We start from the raw sequence: 18,013 nt of genomic DNA, 5'->3' as shown, positions 1-18,013 counted from the left end.
GCATCGCCAGCTGCTACATGTGATGCGTTGCTACTGAAATTTTGACGCTTTTTTCTCATTTGGCACTTTACATTTGCCGCCGCCTTAATCATGCAAATGATTCGTATTGGCCTACAATAATTGACGACCGTCCCGGTTGAATCTGCGCGCACGATTATTAAAAAAAACAGGAGCTGCCAACGCATGAGTCCCAACATCCCTTCTTTCCTGAAAACAGCACTGCTGGCCACCGCTTTGCTGAGTGCCGGTCACGTGTATGCAGCGGATGCCGATGGCATCGTGGTCTACAACGCCCAGCACGAAAGCCTGACCAAATCCTGGATCGAGGGCTTTACCAAGGAAACCGGCATCAAAGTCACGGTGCGCAATGGTGACGACACAGAGATGGGCAATCAGATCGTGCAGGAAGGCGCCGCCTCCCCGGCCGACGTATTCCTGACCGAAAACTCCCCGGCGATGGTGCTGGTCGACAACGCGGGGCTGTTTGCACCGGTTGCGCCGGCCACCCTGGAACAGGTCGGCGATGCTTACCGCCCGGCCCATGGCAAATGGGTGGGGATCGCCGCGCGCTCCACGGTGTTTGTCTATAACCCGAGCAAACTGCCCGAAGCCGAACTGCCCAAGTCGCTGATGGACCTCGCCGGCCCGAACTGGAAAGGCCGTTGGGGCGCTTCACCGGCCGGTGCCGACTTCCAGGCCATCGTCGCCGCCGTGCTGGAACTCAAAGGCGAAGCCGCCACCCTGGAATGGCTGAAAGGGATGAAAACCAACTTTACCGCGTACCGGGGCAACAGCGCCGTGCTTAAAGCGGTCAACGCCGGGCAGATCGACAGCGGCGTGATCTACCACTATTACAGCTTCGGCGACCAGGCCAAGACCGGCGAAAACAGCAAGAACACCGCCCTGCACTACTTCAAGCACAAGGATCCGGGCGCATTTGTCAGTGTCTCCGGCGGCGGCGTTCTGGCGTCCAGCAAACACAAGGAACAAGCCCAGGCGTTCCTCAAATGGATTACCGGCAAAGATGGCCAGGCCATCCTCAAAACCGGCAAATCGTTCGAATACGCGGTGGGCAAGAACGCTGAATCCAACCCAAAACTGGTGCCTTTGCAGCAACTCGACGCGCCGACAGTCGATGCTTCAAAACTCGACAGTAAAAAAGCCGTGGAGCTGATGACTCAGGCCGGACTGCTCTAATTGATGCCTGAAACCTTGCCGTCGGGTATCGCTGAGGCGATACCCACGAACTTGCGACGACGATCCCGCGGAATCTTCGCGGGGCGTGGTGGCGCGTGGGTGATCGGTTTGTCGGTGCTGGTGTCGCTGCTGTCGCTGCTGCCGATTGCCTTCGTCATCGGCGTATCGTTTCAGACAGGCTGGGCGACCCTTGTGCCGCTGGTCTTCCGGCCGCGGGTCGCTGAATTATTGATCAACACCGTTTTACTGGTGGTGATCACGATTCCGTTGAGCGTCATGTTGGGCCTGTCTCTGGCCTGGCTGACAGAGCGCACCAACCTGCCTGGGCGACGCTGGTGGTCGTTGCTGGCGACCGCGCCGCTGGCGGTGCCGGCGTTCGTGCACAGCTATGCGTGGGTCAGCCTGTTCCCACCGATTCACGGGCTGTTTGCCGGGGTTCTGGTGTCGGTCATCGCCTACTTCCCGTTCCTGTACCTGCCGATTGCTGCGACCTTGCGCAGGCTCGATCCGGCCATCGAAGACGTTGCCGAATCGCTGGGGCTCAAGCCTTGGGCGATATTTTTCCGCGTGGTGCTGCCGCAACTGCGCCTGGCCATCTGCGGCGGCGCGTTGCTGGTGGGCCTGCACCTGCTGGCCGAATATGGCCTGTACGCGATGATCCGTTTCGACACCTTCACCACGGCCATCTTCGATCAGTTCAAGTCCACCTTCAACGGCCCCGCCGCCCACATGCTGGCCAGCGTGCTTGCGCTGTGTTGCCTGGTGATGCTCACCGCAGAATCGGCCGCTCGCGGCACGGCGCGTTACGCCCGCGTCGGGTCGGGAAGCGCTCGCGAGCAGCGGGTAGTACGCCTGAAATCTGCAACCACCTTCCTCGCCCTGACCGTACAGATCGCGACCTGCGCACTGGCGCTGGGCGTGCCACTGGTGACTTTAGGTAACTGGCTGATAGCCGGCGGTACGCAGGTCTGGCAGATGGACGAGCTTCTGCCTGCGCTGGAACAAACGCTGCTGCTCGGTGTTGCGGGTGCCGCCCTCACCACTTGCGCCGCCATCCCGATTGCCTGGCTGTCGATTCGCTCTCCGGGCCGGTTGCAACGTGTGCTGGAAAGCTGCAACTACATCACCAGTTCGTTGCCCGGGATCGTCGTGGCCCTGGCATTGGTGACCATCACCATCCATTTCGCCCGGCCGATTTACCAGACGACGATCACGGTGTTGCTGGCGTATCTGCTGATGTTTTTGCCCCGCGCCCTGGTCAGTTTGCGCGCCGGGATCGCACAGGCGCCGGTCGAGCTGGAAAACATGGCCCGCAGCCTCGGCCGCTCGCCTGCCCGGGCATTGTGGCTGATCACCCTGCGCCTGGCCGCGCCCGGCGCTGCCGCTGGCGCCGCACTGGTGTTTCTGGCGATCACCAATGAGTTGACCGCCACCCTGCTGCTCTCCCCCAACGGCACGCGCACCCTGGCCACCGGGTTTTGGGCCATGACCAGCGAAATCGATTACGCCGCGGCTGCGCCCTATGCCCTGCTGATGATTTTGCTGTCGCTTCCGTTGACCGGACTTCTTTATCACCAATCCAAACGAACGGCTGGCCGATGAACGCTCTCGAACTCCATTCCATTTCCAAGTCCTACGGTTCCCATCAAGCGCTGGAGAGCATCAACCTGTCGGTGCCAACGGGCAGTCGAACGGTCATCGTCGGCCCGTCCGGTTCAGGAAAAACCACGTTGTTGCGGATGATCGCCGGCTTCGAATTCCCGGATACGGGCCGTCTTTCACTCAATGGCCAAACGCTCGTCGACAATACCCATGAAGTCCCGGCGCATCAGCGTTTGATTGGTTATGTTCCGCAGGACGGCGCCCTGTTCCCACACATGACCGTGGCCGCGAACATCGGTTTCGGGCTTTCGATCAAGGGCGGTGCTAAACAGGAGCGCGTCGCAGAGTTGATGGACAGCGTGGCGCTGGATGCGAACATGGCCAACCGTTGGCCCCATGAACTCTCCGGCGGCCAGCAACAACGCGTGGCACTGGCGCGGGCGTTGGCGCAACAGCCGCGCTTGATGTTGCTGGACGAGCCGTTTTCGGCTCTCGACACCGGACTTCGAGGCGCCATGCGCAAAATGGTCGCACGGCTACTGACCGACGCCGGCGTGACCACCATTCTGGTCACCCATGACCAGAGTGAAGCGTTGTCGTTTGCCGATCAGCTGGCGGTGATGCGCGACGGTCGGCTGGTGCAGTCGGGCCATCCGCTGGACCTTTACCGTTACCCCGAGGATGAACAAACCGCGTTGTTTCTGGGGGATGCCGTGGTCATGCCCGCCAGAATCGAAGCCGGCTGGGCCCATTGCGATCTCGGTCGGATACCGGTGAACAACCACCGCAACAACAAATCGGCGCAGATCATGCTGCGTCCCGAACAACTGCAACTCGTCAGCATCCAGCCCAGCACGACCAAGGCTGCCGGGTGTCGCGCCGTCGTGACCGAGCGGGATTTCAGCGGCAATACCTGCACGTTGACGGTGGAATTGGAAGCGTTGGCTTCCGGGCAACAGCCTGGTCGATCATTAATGGTGCGCAGTTCGGGCCTGTATGCGCCACCCGCCGGCAGCGCGGTTCACGTCTCGACGATCGGCCATGCCCACGTACTGAGCGAATCTTGAACCCCGTCCATCAAAGATCGAACCGGTCCACGGCCCGACGCCGTTCGTTGTCATCGCGCACATCGTAGTTGGCCGTGGTCTGGATGTTGCTGTGATGGGCGAGTTTCTGGGCGATCGACAAGTCGTACTCCTCGATCACTCGGGTAATGAATGAACGTCGGAAGTCATGCGGCATGATTTTCACCCCGACCTGCGCACCCCGCTGTCGGGCGATGTAATAAATCGCATGTTTGGTGATGCGCTCGCGGGTGATGTGACTGCCGCGGCGGATGCGGTTGAACAGGAACGTATCGTCCGTTTCGCCCTCCTTCAGTAGCGAACGCCGCAGTTCCAGCCAGTCATTGAGCTTGGCGAACGCCCAGGCCGGTGCGTACTTGATCAATTGCTTGTTGCCCTTGGCGGTCACACGAAGGCTGCGCTCGGCGAAATCGACCTGGTTCAGGTCCAGGTTCACCGATTCCGATTTGCGCATGCCCGAGCCATACAAAATCCCGATGATCGCCGCATCCCTCAACCCTTGTGGCCGTGGGTCGGCAGCGCAGACCGCCATCAATTCCTGGATCAGCGTGCGCCTTAGGTTTCGCCCCTGGGACAATCGCGTGCCGGCAATCCCTTTCACCGAACGCATTTTCAGCAAGTGTTCCTGACTGATCAGGCTCATGCGCCACGCTTCGTTCATCACCCCACGCACCGCGTTGACGTACAGCGAAGAGGTATTCGGCGCGTAGCCGTCCGTGCGCAAAGTGGCCACGAGCGCGATGACATCTTCCGGTTGCAGGTTGTGCCAGGGAATCTCCTCGACGTTCATGTCTTCGAAGCCCAACCGGTCAGCGGCGTCCTGCAGCACGTAACGCATGGTCAGTTGGCTGGACGGTGCCAGACGCGCCAGGTACAGGGTCAGCGGATTGGTCTTTGAAGGGATTGAGTCGGTAGCGGGTAAGTCAATCAAACGAAACGGCCTTAATGTGGAAACAGTTCATTAACAACTAAGGATTGAAACATCCTTCATATAAAGCGGGACACTTCTGCAGGACTTTCTACTAAAAAACTCGATGAACGGCAGAAGTCTGAACAGTGGCTGTATGACTTTCAGATAAACGATTCGCCGACCGGGTTTTCATGTTCCTTTCACAAAATCGGGAATAACCTCAATGAATCCGGGGTGACCCTGCTCTTGGTCCCAACCTGCCGCCCATGGCAGCAAAAGTCAACTGATGTGCTTTCTCATGCATTTGAAGTAACTGATTGATGCAGCTTTCGTTTTATCGTCTACGCTAATATTGGATCCAATATTTTAGCCTCTTCGGCTACTCACTTTTCAGCCCCGAGGTACCCATGACTCAGGCTTTTCTCCCCTTCTCCCGTCCCAGTATCGGCGATGAAGAAATTGCCGCCGTAGAGCAAGTATTGCGTTCCGGCTGGATCACTACCGGGCCGAAAAATCAGGAACTGGAAGAGCAATTCGCCAACTACGTGGGATGTCGTCATGCCGTGGCACTGTCCTCGGCCACCGGCGGGATGCACATCACGTTACTGGCATTGGGAATTGGTCCGGGCGATGAAGTCATCACGCCGTCCCAGACCTGGGTGTCCACCGCAAACATGATTTGCCTGTTGGGCGCGACCCCGGTATTCGTCGACGTTGATCGCGACACACTGATGAGTGACCTGACCAGCATCGAAGCCGCGATCACGCCGCGCACCAAAGCCATTATTCCGGTGCATTACGCCGGTGCCGCGTTCGATCTCGATCCGCTTTATGCGCTGGCCGACAAACACGGCATCCCGGTCATCGAAGATGCCGCTCACGCCGCAGGCACCTTCTACAAAGGTCGTCATGTCGGCGCGAAAGGCACGGCGATCTTCTCCTTCCACGCGATCAAGAACATGACCTGCGCCGAGGGCGCCATGTTCGTCAGTGACGATGAAGCCCTGGCCAGTCGTGTGCGCATGCTCAAGTTTCACGGCCTTGGCGTCGACGCCTATGACCGCATGACTCACGGCCGTAAACCTCAGGCGCAGGTGATGGAGCCGGGGTTCAAATACAACCTGGCCGACATCAACGCCGCCATCGCCCTGGTGCAACTGGAGCGCCTGGATCAGATCAATGCCAAGCGTACCGAACTGGCCCGCGCCTACCTGCAGCGCCTCGAAGGATCAAAGGTGCAGCCGTTGGCGATTCCGGCGTACCCGCAGCGGCACGCTTGGCACCTGTTCATCCTGCGGATCGACAGCGAGCGCTGCGGGCTGGACCGCGAAGCGTTCATGAAGGCCCTGCAAGCACAGAACATCGGCACCGGCATTCACTTCATCGCCACTCACCTCCACACCTACTACCGCCAACGCTTCCCCAACATCTATCTGCCCAACACCGAATGGAACTCGGCACGGCTGTGCTCGATTCCGTTGTTCCCCGACATGACCCTCGATGACGTCGATCGTGTGGTCGGTGCCATTGAAAACGTTATGGACGCAAGCCTGTGAAACCTTACCCGATCCGTTGCGTGTCGATCGTCATCCCGGTCTACAACGAGCAAGACAGTCTGCCGGAATTGCTCCGGCGCACCGAAGCGGCGTGCCAGCAATTGCACCATGACTACGAGATTGTGTTGGTCGATGACGGCAGCCGCGATGACTCGGCGCAGATCCTCGAAGACGCCGCCAATCGCGAGTGCAGCCCGGTGGTGGCGGTCATTCTCAACCGCAACTATGGCCAGCACGCGGCAATCATGGCCGGTTTCGAGCAGTGCAAAGGTGATGTGATTATTACCCTCGACGCGGACCTGCAAAACCCGCCCGAGGAGATCCCGCGGTTAGTGGCTCAGGCCGAGCTGGGTTATGACGTGGTCGCCACCGTGCGTAGCAATCGCCAGGACTCGGCGCTGCGTCGCTGGCCGTCGAAGCTGATCAATCTGGCTGTGCAGCGCTCCACCGGCGTCGCCATGACCGACTACGGCTGCATGCTCCGCGCTTACCGGCGAACCATCGTCGACGCCATGCTCGCCTGCCGCGAACGCAGCACCTTCATCCCGATCCTCGCCAATAGCTTCGCCCGGCACACCACGGAAATTGTTGTGCTGCATGCCGAGCGTGAACACGGTGAATCCAAGTACAGCCCCATGCGCCTGGTCAACCTGATGTTCGACCTGATCACCTGCATGACCACCACGCCCCTGCGTCTGCTGAGCATTGTCGGTTTTGGCATGGCGGCGCTCGGTGTGCTGTTCGCCACGGCGCTGATCGTGTTGCGCCTGGCTTTCGGCGCCAGTTGGGCGGGCGACGGCACGTTCGTTTTGTTCGCCGTGCTGTTCGTCTTCACCGGCGGGCAATTTATCGGCATGGGCCTGTTGGGCGAATACCTGGGACGCATGTACAGCGACGTCCGCGCCCGCCCCCGGTTCTTTATCGAAAAGGTTCTGCGTAGCCAACCTGCTGCCCCGGCTCCCGTTGTCACCGTTGACGGCCTCACTTCCACCTCTTCCGATCAGGTTCTCTCATGAGCGCAAAAGCAGTTGTCTTCGCCTATCACGATATCGGCTGTGCCGGCATCGAAACCCTGCTCAGCTCGGGCTTTGAAATTGCCGCCGTGTTTACCCACGCCGATGATCCGAAGGAGAACGCGTTCTACGGCTCCGTTGCGCAACTGTGCGCACGCAAGGGCATCCCGGTGCACGCCCCGGAAGATGCCAACCATCCGCTGTGGATCGAGCGCATCAGCAAGCTCAACCCCGATTACCTGTTCTCGTTCTACTACCGCAACCTGCTGAGCGAACCGCTGTTGGCCACCGCCAGCAAAGGCGCCTTCAACCTGCACGGTTCGTTGTTGCCGCGTTACCGTGGTCGTGCGCCGGCCAACTGGGTGCTGGTCAACGGCGAAACCGAAACCGGCGTGACCCTGCACCGCATGGTCAAACGGGCCGATGCGGGCGCCATCCTCGCCCAGAAAACGGTGGCGATTGAGCGCAGCGACACAGCGTTGAGCCTGCACGGTAAATTGCGCGTGGCCGCCACCGACCTGCTGCGCGACACGCTGCCAGCGTTGCTCGCCGGCAAAGTCAACGAAACCCCACAGGACGAATCCCAAGCAACAGTGTTCGGTCGTCGCACGCCGGCCGACGGCAAACTGCTCTGGAACAAACCGGCGGAAGAACTGTTCAACCTGGTTCGCGCGGTGACCCAGCCTTATCCGGGTGCTTTCTGCGCCGTGGGCGAACACAAGCTGATTGTCTGGAGCGCAGAAGTCGCCCAAGGCAATGAAGGCCAGGCGCCGGGTCGCGTCATCAGCGTCGACCCGCTGCGTATCGCCTGCGGCGAAGATTCCCTGGTGATCACCGCCGGCCAGCGCAACGACAATGGCCTGTACCTCAGCGGCCCGCAACTGGCCAACGAACTGGGACTGGTGGACGGTTCCGTGCTGCGTGGCGCCGAGTCCCGTCGTGCCACGCGTCGCACACGCGTGCTGATCCTCGGCGTCAACGGCTTCATCGGCAATCACCTGTCCGAGCGTCTGCTGCGCGACGACAAGTACGAGGTGTATGGCCTGGACATCGGTTCGGATGCGATCGAGCGTCTGCGCAGTCACCCGAACTTCCACTTCGTCGAAGGCGACATCAGCATCCACTCCGAGTGGATCGAATACCACATCAAGAAGTGCGACGTGATCCTGCCGCTGGTGGCGATCGCCACGCCGATCGAGTACACCCGCAACCCGCTGCGGGTGTTCGAGCTGGACTTTGAAGAGAACCTGAAACTGGTTCGCTACTGCGTCAAATACAACAAACGCGTGATCTTCCCGTCGACCTCCGAAGTGTATGGCATGTGCCAGGACCAGAACTTCGACGAAGACACCTCCAACCTCATCGTCGGTCCGATCAACAAGCAGCGCTGGATCTACTCGATCTCCAAGCAACTGCTCGACCGGGTGATCTGGGCCTACGGCCAGAAAGGCCTGAACTTCACGTTGTTCCGTCCCTTCAACTGGATGGGCCCACGCCTCGACCGCCTGGACTCGGCGCGTATCGGCAGTTCCCGCGCGATCACCCAACTGATCCTCAATCTGGTGGAAGGCACACCGATTCGTCTGTTCGATGGCGGTGAGCAAAAACGCTGCTTCACCGACATTGCCGACGGCGTGGAAGCGCTGGCGCGAATCATCGACAACGAGAACGACGCCTGCAACGGCCAGATCATCAACATCGGCAACCCGGACAACGAGGCCAGCATCCGCCAGTTGGGCGAGGAGCTGTTGCGTCAGTTCGAAGCTCACCCGTTGCGCGACAACTTCCCACCGTTCGCCGGGTTCCGCGATGTCGAAAGCAAGGCGTTCTACGGCACCGGGTATCAGGACGTGTCGCACCGCAAACCGAGTATCGCCAACGCCAAGCGCCTGCTGGACTGGACGCCGACCGTGCAGATGAGTGAAACCATCGGCAATACGCTGGATTTCTTCCTGCGTGAAGCCATGCTCGAAATCGCGGAGCACTCTACAGAAGAATCATGCTAATGCAGGCGGGCTTGCGGATTGATGTCGACACTTACCGAGGCACCCGTGAGGGGGTGCCGCGGCTCCTGGAAATCCTCGATGAAGCGCAGGTCAAGGCGACGTTTTTCTTCAGTGTCGGGCCGGACAACATGGGGCGTCACCTATGGCGCCTGATCCGTCCGCAGTTTCTCTGGAAAATGCTCCGTTCCAACGCCGCCGGCCTCTATGGCTGGGACATCCTGCTGGCCGGCACCGCGTGGCCCGGCAAACCGATTGGCCGCGACCTCGGGCATTTGATGCGTCAAACTGTGGCAGCCGGGCATGAAGTCGGCCTGCACGCCTGGGATCACCACGGCTGGCAGGCCAATGCCGGGCGTTGGAGCGACAAGCAGCTGATCGAACACCTTCGCCGGGGCGTAGACACGCTCTGCGACATCCTCGGGCAAAACGTCGAGTGCTCGGCATCCGCCGGGTGGCGGGCGGACGAGCGCGTAATCGAGGCCAAGCAGGCATTCAGCTTTCGCTACAACAGCGATTGTCGGGGCCAGAGCCTGTTCCAGCCGAGATTGGCCAATGGTGGTTTGGGTGCGCCGCAGATTCCGGTGGACCTGCCGACGTTCGATGAGGTGGTCGGCCCCAGCGTGGCGGCCAAGGACTTCAACGCCTTCATTCTTGATCGTTTCAGCCCCGAAAAACTCAACGTCTATACGATCCATGCCGAAGTAGAAGGGATTCTGATGGCCAACGATTTCCGCAAACTGCTGGCCGATGCGCGCCAGCGAGACATCCATTTTCAACCCTTGGGCGATCTGCTGCCCGAAGCCCCCGACACCTTGCCGGTCGGCCGGGTGCTGCGCGGCACCCTCGAAGGACGCGAAGGCTGGTTGGGAGTGCAAGGCGTATGAGCAAGCGCTGGGCATTGCCGTTGCTGCTGGCCATCTTCGCGCTGGCGTATCTGCTGCCGCTGGGCAGCCATGGCTTATGGATTCCCGACGAAACCCGCTACGCCCAGATCAGCCAGGACATGCTCCTGAGCGGCAACTGGGTGTCGCCGCATTTCATGAGCCTGCGCTATTTCGAAAAACCGGTGGCCGGTTACTGGATGATCGCCGCCAGCCAAGCGTTGTTTGGCGACAACCTGTTCGGCGTGCGGTTTGCCTCCGCGATGAGCACCGGGTTGAGTGTGTTGCTGTGCTACCTGATCGCTCGCCGGATGTGGAACGAGCCGCGCAAGAGTTTTGCCTGCGCGCTGCTGTACATGAGTCTCACCGTCATCGCTGGCGCCGCGGGCTACGCCAACCTCGATCCGCAATTCACGTTTTGGGTCAACCTGAGTCTGGTGGCCTTGTGGTTTGCCCTGGACAGCGTCAGTCGTGGCCAGCGCCTGATCGGTTGGGCGGTGTTGGGCCTGGCCTGCGGCATGGGGTTCATGACCAAGGGTTTCCTCGCCTGGCTGCTGCCGGTGCTGATCGCCCTGCCCTGGATGATCTGGCAAAAACGCTGGCGAGAACTGCTGATCTACGGTCCGCTGGCGATTGTCGTGGCCATCGCCGTCAGCTTGCCGTGGGTCTTGGCGGTGCACGCGCAGGAGCCCGATTACTGGCGGTTCTTCTTCTGGCACGAACACATTCGCCGCTTCGCCGGCGACGATGCCCAGCATGACGCGCCGTGGTGGTTCTATTTACCGTTGCTGGTGGCGTTCAGTCTGCCGTGGGCGGTTTTGCTGCCGTCGGCGCTGAAACAGGCGTGGGACACACGACGCCAGGCCAACATCGGTTTCCTGCTGCTGTGGCTACTGATGCCACTGATTTTTTTCAGCCTGAGCAACGGCAAGCTGCCGACCTACATCATGCCGTGCCTGTTGCCAATGGCGTTGCTGCTGGGCCACGCACTGGTGGACCGCTTGAAGCTTGAGCAAGGCCGGGTACTGGGCCTCAATGGTCTGCTGAACCTGATGCTGGGCCTGACAACCCTGCTGGTCCTGGTCTACCTGCAACTGAAAAAGCCGCTCTACAACCATGAACTGCACAACCTGGTGCTGGTGTTCATCGGCCTGACCGGCTGGATCATGGCCAACCTGCTGCAAGCCTTCAGACCTTTGCAATGCTGGGCGGCGCCAGCTTTCGGCAGTCTGCTGCTGATCGCCCTGTTGCCGGCCGGGCTGCCCGATTCAGTGGTCGCCAACAAGATGCCTGACCAATTCATCCTCGAGCATGCCCAGGAACTCGGCCAGACCGACCAGTTGCTGAGCAACGACCTCGGCGCCGCTGGGGCCCTGGCCTGGCGTCTGAAACGCCCGGACGTGGCGTTGTACAACACGATAGGCGAATTGAAATATGGCCTCGCCTATCCTGACGGCGCACAGCAGCGAGTCCACCCGAACCAGGTTCAAGCATGGATGCGCAACGCCCGCCAGAGCGGCTCGGTCGGCGTGGTCATGCGTGTGAAAGGTGACGACGAATTGCGCGAAATCGAACGGCTGCCCAAGGATGGCAAGCGCTATGAACAAGGCAACATTGTGATTCTGATCTTTCCTCAGGAGGCGTCATGAGCCTGTTACTGCTCTTGGCCGCCTGCCTGCTGACCTGCCTGGGCCAGATCGCCCAGAAGTACGCCGTCGAGAGCTGGCGCGACAAGGCGTCGGGCTGGACCGAGAAACTGCGCTCGCCGTGGTTGTGGCTGGCGCTCGCCGCGTTGGGATCGGGCTTGCTGGTGTGGCTGCTGGTGTTGCAGCGCCTCGAGGTCGGCATCGCCTACCCGATGCTGAGCCTCAATTTCGTACTGATCACCCTGGTCGCCCGCTTCGTTTTCCACGAAACCATCGACCGTCGCCACTGGTTGGGTGTGGCGCTGGTGATCGGTGGCGTGGTGCTGCTGGGGCAACACACATGAACCTGCGTCGCGGAATCACCTTCGCGCTGGGCAGCGTGCTGCTGGTCAGTGCCGCGCAACTGGGCATGCGCTGGAGCATGAGTCGCCTGCCAACACCTGAATACTGGTTCACCGCCAGCGTTGATTTGAGCGCTGTCGTCGTGGTGCTGGTGGCGATTCTCGCCTACGCCCTGTCGATGCTTTGCTGGCTCGCTGCCCTGCGGGATTTACCGCTGGGCCGGGCCTATTCGCTGCTAAGCATCAGCTACGCGCTGGTGTACCTGCTGGCCGCCAGCCTGCCGCTGTTTAACGAAGCCTTCAGCCTTTCAAAAAGTCTTGGGGTGGCCCTGGTCATCCTTGGCGTCATCACCATCAATTCTCGCCCTGCTCTCGCGTCCGAACTCAGGAGTGCCCCATGAAAATCAGTGTATTTGGTAGCGGTTACGTTGGCCTGGTGCAAGCGGCTGTCCTGGCTGAAGTCGGCCACGACGTGGTCTGCATGGACATTGACGAGAAGAAAGTTGAACTGCTGCAACAAGGCCACGTGAGTATTTTCGAACCGGGGCTGGCCAGCCTGGTGCGCGAAAGCTTGGAAGCCAAACGTCTACAGTTCACCACCGACGAAAAACTCGCGGTGCAGCATGGCCAGGTATTGTTTATCGCGGTTGGTACACCGTCCCGGGACGATGGTTCGGCGGATCTGCGTTATGTGCTGTCGGTGGGCGAAGCCGTGGCCCGTCATCGTGAACAGCCGGTGATTCTGGTGGAGAAATCCACGGTGCCGGTGGGCACGGGTGACACCTTGCGCGCGCATATCGACAAGTGCCTGATCAAGGTCGGTCGGCTGCTGCAGTTCGATATCGTCTCCAACCCGGAATTTTTGAAAGAAGGCTCGGCCGTGGCCGATTGCCGGCGCCCGGACCGGATCATCATCGGCTGCGAACGCGATGAGGTGCGTGACGTGATGCGCGACCTCTACGCGCCGTTCAACCGCAATCATGACCGGATCATGTTCATGGACCTGCGCAGCGCCGAGCTGACCAAATACGCCGCCAACTGCATGCTGGCGACCAAGATCAGCTTCATCAACCAGATCGCCGAACTGGCCGAACACCTGGGCGCCGACATCGAATCGGTGCGCCTGGGCATCGGCGCCGATTCGCGCATTGGCTACCACTTTATCTACCCCGGTTGCGGTTATGGCGGCTCGTGCTTTCCCAAGGACATGCGCGCGCTGATCCACAGCGCCGAAGAGGCGAATTGCTCCAGCGATTTGCTGCAAGCGGTGGAAGCGATCAACCAGCGTCAGAAGCACAAGCTGTTCGAGCGCATCAACGCGTTCTACAAAGGCGATTTACGCGGCAGGACCTTTGCCGTGTGGGGGCTGGCGTTCAAACCGAACACCGACGACATGCGCGATGCGCCGAGCCGGGTGCTGCTGGAATCGCTGTGGGCCGCCGGGGCCAACGTCCGCGCGTTCGACCCCGAAGCCATGCAGGAAACCCAGCAACTGTATCCCGATGAACCCAAGTTGATGCTCATGGGCACACCGGAATCGGTATTGTCCGGCGCTGACGCGTTGATCATCTGCACCGAGTGGCAGCAGTTCAAGGCCCCGGATTTCGGCCTGATCCAGCAGCGGCTCAACGCACCGGTGATCTTCGACGGACGCAACTTGTACGACGCCGATCGCCTGGCCCGCGCCGGTTTCATGTACTTCCCGATGGGTCGTGGTGAGTCGCGCAACTTGCCGATTCCGCATCAGCAGTGGCCCGCTGCTTCGGTCGTCGCTTGAGTGCGATGTCACCCGCTATCCGCCGCCAGTCCCTAGGGCTAGGGCTGTCGGCGCTGCTGTTGTTCAGCGCCGGGGTGTATCAGCAGGCGGTGATCGGCTTCGATTCGCGCTTTGTGCTGTTCGCTCAGGAAATGCTGCGCCACGGGCCGACATTTTTCCCGACCACCTATGGCCAGCCGTATGCGGATTATTCGGCGCTGACGACGTTGTTCATCTGGGCGCTGTCGCTACCGTTCGGGCAGGTCAACAGTTTGACTGCCTGGTTGCCGAGCGTCATTGCCGGGGCGGTGATCGTCACGTTGATGTACCGATTGCTGGCGCCCTACTCCCAGCGCTGGGCGTTGCTGAGCATCGCCCTGATGCTGCTGACCAACACCTTTGTCACCGAAACCCGTGCCGTGTCCCTGGATTTGATGCTCGCGGCGGTGGCATTTGCGGTGTTCTACCTCGGCTATGCCGCCGATTATTTCGCCGCAAAGCGCCGGTGGTGGCTGATCTTGGCCTTGTTGCTGCTGGGCTTCGGGATTCGCGGGCCGATCGGGCTGGTGATTCCCACGGGCATGCTGTGCAGCTATTTTTTGCTCAATCGACAATGGCAGCATTTTTTTGGTTTTGGCCTGGTGGCGTCAGTGCTGCTGGCCGTGTGCGTTGGCGTGCTGCTGTGGCTGGCGGAAACCATTGGCGGCCCGGAGTTCATGCACGATGTGGTGCGTATGCAGATCATGGGGCGCCTGGACGGTAGCGAAGGCGTCAGCGGTTCGCTGTACTACTTCACCCGTTCGCTGGGCAACTATGCGCTCGCGTATCCGTTGGCGTTGCTGGTGCTGGCCGCCGTCTGGCTGACAACGCCTCGGCAGGCCGGTCCCGCGTTACGCCTGTTGCAGTACTGCACGGCGGCCGCCTTGATCGTGATGGTCGGGCTCTCGATCCCCCAGGCCAAAAAGGCCCGTTACCTGCTGCCGATGTTGCCCATGGCGGCGATCATTGCGGCGTATCCGTTCCAAGTGGCGCAGGGTCGGGTATTCGAGTGGTTGCGGGGGTTGATGCAAGGGGTGTGGTTGTTGATCCCGGCTCTATTGGTGGTTGGATTGATGGTCGCTCACCGACGTTTTCCCGAGCAAATGCCGGCGCTGACTGCAATTTTGATCATTCTTGGCGTGCTGCAAGTCATTGCGCTGGCGGTGCTTTTCAGACCCAGATGGCGGGCGCTGACGTTGGCCTGTTGCGCGGTGTTGGCGTTGTGGTCGGTGTACATCGTGGTGTTCGAAACCGTCGAACGTCGCCTCTACGATACCCAGACCTTCAGCCGCGCGGCATTCGCACTTGTCCAGAAAGACCCGGCGCCTCTGGTGCTGCACGCCATGGGTAAAGACGCCAAGGCGATCAAGTTCATGGTCAATATCGAGCAGGACTTACAGCCAGTTTTCACCGAATCGACCCAAGAACTGGAAAACCTTCAGGGGCCGCATTGGCTGATGATGGATGAAAACGACTACCGCGCCCTGCAGGGCACGCCGTTGGGTGTGTTGCCGCCCGTGTTGAGTGGGCGTTTCGACAAAAACGATTACGTCCTGCTGCATTCCACCCTGTAACGCGTTACGCCCGCAAATTCGTTCTCGTCCTACCGGATACCCGGAAAATCCCTACATATACCCGAAAACGTTTTCAATAAGGTGCCCCATCGATAAAAGGAGCGGCGCCTACATGGCTAATCACGGTTATATGACCATCACAGGAAAGACTCAAGGACTGATATCGGCGGGTTGCTCAACTCAAGATTCAATCGGCAATAAATGTCAAACAGCGCATACCGATGAAATTATGGTTCTGTCTTACAGTCACAACATGTCCAATATAGGAAACATTAATAAGCCTACACACCGCCCGATCGTCATCACAAAAAATGTCGACAAGTCATCTCCTTTACTCGCGCAAGCGCTATCAAGTAGAGAGGAAATTAGCTGCGCGATAAGTTTCTACCGGATTTCTTCGTACGGTCTTCAGGAGAAATTCTTCAGTATTGAAATTGAAGGCGGCATTATTGCCGACCTGACACTTGATATGCCCCACGTGGTTTTACAGAACGATGTAGAACCCCAAGAGCATGTCGCTATTCGTTATCGTGAAATTACGTGGAGACACCATCTCGCAGGAACCAGCGGGTACGCTTCATGGGGAAATAACGAATGGGAGAATTAAAAAATCGCTGCGAGTCAAGTAGCTGTGATTATTGGGCAGTTAGTAAGGCTGCGGGCAATTTGACCAATCAAGCCTGCACACTGGCTTCTCGACACATAAAAGATGGGACGTTACGTTTACAATTCAATCGCGAAGTTTCTTATTATGCGAGAGGTATTGTTAATGATGTAGCTCAGGGACGTAAAAGCACTGAGCAGGGTCTAAAGGAGATCAAGAACGAACAGAGCAGTTTGCTGAGTCAATCGTGGGAAGTTGCCAAAAAAGGCGCGGGAGCTGTTGCTGGAGGGATGCAAATATTGACAGGTGCGGGGATTTGCTATGGATCGGCTGGCACTCTTTGTCTTATAGGTGGTATTCCAATGATGGCTCATGGCGCGAATAATGTTTATGAGAACGGGCGTAATTTATTGGAAAGCCGCACCGATACAGAAGGGCCGACCCGCAAGTTTTACCAAGTGATAGCTAAGGGTTTCGGCAAATCTGAACGAGAAGGTAATATCGCCTATGGCACCGCTGACATTGCTACGTCAGTATATGGGCTCTTTCGGCACACATTGAAGCCAGATGCGTGGCGACTATTTAGATACATAAAAACAGATTATGTGCGCGCTTATAGAAATATGGGGCCTGGCTCACTGACTCTGGAGGCGAACACCAACTTTCAGACAGTGAAACAAATACAGCAAGAGATCGAAAAATGATCGTCTGGATTTTTCCACTGCTTGCGATTTTAGGTGTGACTGCGGCGTATTTTCTGAAAATACACCTGTCTGGTGATAACCTGAATCACACCAGGATCTGCTTGGGGCTGGTGTTCAATGCATTATTTATCTTTCCTTATATAGATATTATCGAAAATAACAAATTCCCAGTTTTGGGCTATCGCCCGGACATAATTTTAGATAACCCATTTATTGGCTGGGTTGCGTTTATCTGCGTTTTTCTTCATTTATTTGCGCACCCTGTAAAGTGGGAGGTGAAATTTTGGCTCTCGAGAAAATGATCGCAGCGACAATTAGGTCGCTTTTTATTGTTTCTTGCTCGGCTTTTCACACGGTATGGATTCTGCTAGCGCTGAATTACTTTCTTGAAATGGATGTTAAAACTTTTAGAGTAGTCGGAGGTGTTTGTTTTGCTGTCGTGCTGGTTGGTTGTTTCAAATTTGGGTACAAGGGGCTTGAAAAACTTGAAGGCGAATAACAATTTTATACAACGCAAGTAGGGTTAATCCTTCCCTGGCTTCACCACGATTGACCTCACCCCCCCTCAAATCAACCTTCAACGCCTGCGCAAACGCCTTCACAAATGGACTGCGCACAGTGTTATGGCGCCAGATCAAATTGAACGGCGTGTCGAAGTGAATCGACGCTGGGTACTGGGCCGCAGTTGCTCTTGGGTTTGCATTCTGGTGTTCCATCCGGTTGAACGTCGACTCTACGGCACCCAAACCTTCAGCCATGCGGAGATCGCTTTGGTCCAGAAAGACCCGGCGCCTCTGGTGCTGCACGCCATGGGTAAAGACGCCAAGGCGATCAAGTTCATGGTCAATATCGAGCAGGACTTACAGCCAGTTTTCACCGAATCGACCCAAGAACTGGAAAACCTTCAGGGGCCGCATTGGCTGATGATGGATGAAAACGACTACCGCGCCCTGCAGGGCACGCCGTTGGGTGTGTTGCCGCCCGTGTTGAGTGGGCGTTTCGACAAAAACGATTACGTCCTGCTGCACCTCAATTCCCTGTAGGAGTTGCCGAAGGCTGCGATCTTTTGATCTTATTCTTTTAGCGCCTCAGCTATTGT

At 58.6% G+C, this 18,013-nt stretch carries 16 protein-coding genes and 1 pseudogene; 16 read left to right on the top strand and 1 reads right to left on the bottom strand.

Annotated features, from left to right (window positions below; genetic code table 11):
• Positions 1–183 precede the first annotated feature (183 nt).
• The 3 genes from ACA079_RS15090 to ACA079_RS15080 are packed head-to-tail and all read left to right on the top strand — an operon-like array spanning position 184 to position 3,866.
• Entirely contained in the window at positions 184–1,197 is a 1,014-nt protein-coding gene (locus ACA079_RS15090; protein ID WP_497704145.1) for an iron ABC transporter substrate-binding protein, read from the top strand.
• Positions 1,198–1,200: 3 nt separating this feature from the next.
• Positions 1,201–2,799 (top strand): ABC transporter permease, encoded by a 1,599-nt coding sequence (locus ACA079_RS15085; protein ID WP_497704144.1) that lies wholly within the window; start codon positions 1,201–1,203, stop codon positions 2,797–2,799.
• Entirely contained in the window at positions 2,796–3,866 is a 1,071-nt protein-coding gene (locus tag ACA079_RS15080) for an ABC transporter ATP-binding protein (protein WP_497704143.1), read from the top strand. Before ACA079_RS15085 ends, ACA079_RS15080 begins: the two co-directional genes overlap by 4 nt.
• A 10-nt stretch (positions 3,867–3,876) precedes the next feature.
• Here the strand turns inward: ACA079_RS15080 and ACA079_RS15075 are convergent, their stop codons facing one another.
• Positions 3,877–4,815, bottom strand: coding sequence for a site-specific integrase (locus tag ACA079_RS15075; protein ID WP_497704142.1), 939 nt, complete (start codon positions 4,813–4,815; stop codon positions 3,877–3,879).
• A gap of 386 nt (positions 4,816–5,201) precedes the next feature.
• On the opposite strand from ACA079_RS15075, the gene arnB reads away from it, so the two are divergent.
• From arnB to ACA079_RS15010, 13 genes and pseudogenes are all read left to right on the top strand, one after another.
• A complete protein-coding gene (gene arnB / locus ACA079_RS15070; protein ID WP_497704141.1) occupies positions 5,202–6,350 on the top strand; it encodes a UDP-4-amino-4-deoxy-L-arabinose aminotransferase in 1,149 nt (382 codons plus the stop codon).
• Positions 6,347–7,366 carry an undecaprenyl-phosphate 4-deoxy-4-formamido-L-arabinose transferase gene (gene arnC / locus ACA079_RS15065; RefSeq protein ID WP_497704140.1) on the top strand — a complete coding sequence of 340 codons (1,020 nt, stop codon included), beginning with the start codon at positions 6,347–6,349 and terminating at the stop codon, positions 7,364–7,366. The genes arnB and arnC overlap by 4 nt, the downstream gene beginning before the upstream one ends.
• On the top strand, positions 7,363–9,369 hold the full coding sequence (gene arnA, locus ACA079_RS15060) for a bifunctional UDP-4-amino-4-deoxy-L-arabinose formyltransferase/UDP-glucuronic acid oxidase ArnA (RefSeq protein WP_497704139.1): 2,007 nt from the start codon (positions 7,363–7,365) through the stop codon (positions 9,367–9,369). Before arnC ends, arnA begins: the two co-directional genes overlap by 4 nt.
• Positions 9,369–10,253 (top strand): 4-deoxy-4-formamido-L-arabinose-phosphoundecaprenol deformylase, encoded by an 885-nt coding sequence (arnD, locus tag ACA079_RS15055; protein WP_497704327.1) that lies wholly within the window; start codon positions 9,369–9,371, stop codon positions 10,251–10,253. The genes arnA and arnD overlap by 1 nt, the downstream gene beginning before the upstream one ends.
• The gene (arnT, locus tag ACA079_RS15050) at positions 10,250–11,899 is read left to right on the top strand and encodes a lipid IV(A) 4-amino-4-deoxy-L-arabinosyltransferase (RefSeq protein WP_497704138.1); all 1,650 of its coding nucleotides are present in this window, start codon (positions 10,250–10,252) and stop codon (positions 11,897–11,899) included. Before arnD ends, arnT begins: the two co-directional genes overlap by 4 nt.
• Positions 11,896–12,240, top strand: a complete 345-nt coding sequence (gene arnE / locus ACA079_RS15045; protein WP_497704137.1) for a 4-amino-4-deoxy-L-arabinose-phosphoundecaprenol flippase subunit ArnE — start codon at positions 11,896–11,898, stop codon at positions 12,238–12,240. The genes arnT and arnE overlap by 4 nt, the downstream gene beginning before the upstream one ends.
• A complete protein-coding gene (gene arnF / locus ACA079_RS15040) occupies positions 12,237–12,638 on the top strand; it encodes a 4-amino-4-deoxy-L-arabinose-phosphoundecaprenol flippase subunit ArnF (protein ID WP_497704136.1) in 402 nt (133 codons plus the stop codon). The genes arnE and arnF overlap by 4 nt, the downstream gene beginning before the upstream one ends.
• Positions 12,635–14,014 carry a UDP-glucose dehydrogenase family protein gene (locus ACA079_RS15035; protein ID WP_497704135.1) on the top strand — a complete coding sequence of 460 codons (1,380 nt, stop codon included), beginning with the start codon at positions 12,635–12,637 and terminating at the stop codon, positions 14,012–14,014. The genes arnF and ACA079_RS15035 overlap by 4 nt, the downstream gene beginning before the upstream one ends.
• Positions 14,015–14,019: 5 nt before the next feature.
• Positions 14,020–15,606 (top strand): ArnT family glycosyltransferase, encoded by a 1,587-nt coding sequence (locus tag ACA079_RS15030; RefSeq protein ID WP_497704134.1) that lies wholly within the window; start codon positions 14,020–14,022, stop codon positions 15,604–15,606.
• 112 nt (positions 15,607–15,718) lie between these two features.
• Entirely contained in the window at positions 15,719–16,213 is a 495-nt protein-coding gene (locus ACA079_RS15025; protein ID WP_497704133.1) for an Hcp family type VI secretion system effector, read from the top strand.
• Positions 16,201–16,914 carry a DUF4225 domain-containing protein gene (locus tag ACA079_RS15020; protein ID WP_497704132.1) on the top strand — a complete coding sequence of 238 codons (714 nt, stop codon included), beginning with the start codon at positions 16,201–16,203 and terminating at the stop codon, positions 16,912–16,914. The genes ACA079_RS15025 and ACA079_RS15020 overlap by 13 nt, the downstream gene beginning before the upstream one ends.
• Positions 16,911–17,216 (top strand): hypothetical protein, encoded by a 306-nt coding sequence (locus tag ACA079_RS15015; protein WP_497704131.1) that lies wholly within the window; start codon positions 16,911–16,913, stop codon positions 17,214–17,216. Before ACA079_RS15020 ends, ACA079_RS15015 begins: the two co-directional genes overlap by 4 nt.
• A 393-nt stretch (positions 17,217–17,609) precedes the next feature.
• Positions 17,610–17,957 (top strand): annotated as a pseudogene (locus tag ACA079_RS15010) (glycosyltransferase); the annotation flags it as partial.
• Positions 17,958–18,013: the final 56 nt, after the last annotated feature.

It is taken from the genome of Pseudomonas sp. LBUM1645, from assembly GCF_059716185.1.
Note: the sequence above shows the minus strand (reverse complement) of the source record. Positions and strands in the feature narration are given on the sequence as shown.

Coding starts and splice junctions, on each gene's coding strand:
- ACA079_RS15035 (WP_497704135.1), top strand. CDS start 12,635: ATGAAAATCAGTGTATTTGGTAGCGGTTACGTTGGCCTGGTGCAAGCG.
- arnA (WP_497704139.1), top strand. CDS start 7,363: ATGAGCGCAAAAGCAGTTGTCTTCGCCTATCACGATATCGGCTGTGCC.
- ACA079_RS15015 (WP_497704131.1), top strand. CDS start 16,911: ATGATCGTCTGGATTTTTCCACTGCTTGCGATTTTAGGTGTGACTGCG.
- ACA079_RS15025 (WP_497704133.1), top strand. CDS start 15,719: ATGGCTAATCACGGTTATATGACCATCACAGGAAAGACTCAAGGACTG.
- arnB (WP_497704141.1), top strand. CDS start 5,202: ATGACTCAGGCTTTTCTCCCCTTCTCCCGTCCCAGTATCGGCGATGAA.
- ACA079_RS15080 (WP_497704143.1), top strand. CDS start 2,796: ATGAACGCTCTCGAACTCCATTCCATTTCCAAGTCCTACGGTTCCCAT.
- arnT (WP_497704138.1), top strand. CDS start 10,250: ATGAGCAAGCGCTGGGCATTGCCGTTGCTGCTGGCCATCTTCGCGCTG.
- ACA079_RS15090 (WP_497704145.1), top strand. CDS start 184: ATGAGTCCCAACATCCCTTCTTTCCTGAAAACAGCACTGCTGGCCACC.
- arnF (WP_497704136.1), top strand. CDS start 12,237: ATGAACCTGCGTCGCGGAATCACCTTCGCGCTGGGCAGCGTGCTGCTG.
- ACA079_RS15020 (WP_497704132.1), top strand. CDS start 16,201: ATGGGAGAATTAAAAAATCGCTGCGAGTCAAGTAGCTGTGATTATTGG.
- ACA079_RS15030 (WP_497704134.1), top strand. CDS start 14,020: ATGTCACCCGCTATCCGCCGCCAGTCCCTAGGGCTAGGGCTGTCGGCG.
- arnD (WP_497704327.1), top strand. CDS start 9,369: ATGCAGGCGGGCTTGCGGATTGATGTCGACACTTACCGAGGCACCCGT.
- arnE (WP_497704137.1), top strand. CDS start 11,896: ATGAGCCTGTTACTGCTCTTGGCCGCCTGCCTGCTGACCTGCCTGGGC.
- ACA079_RS15085 (WP_497704144.1), top strand. CDS start 1,201: ATGCCTGAAACCTTGCCGTCGGGTATCGCTGAGGCGATACCCACGAAC.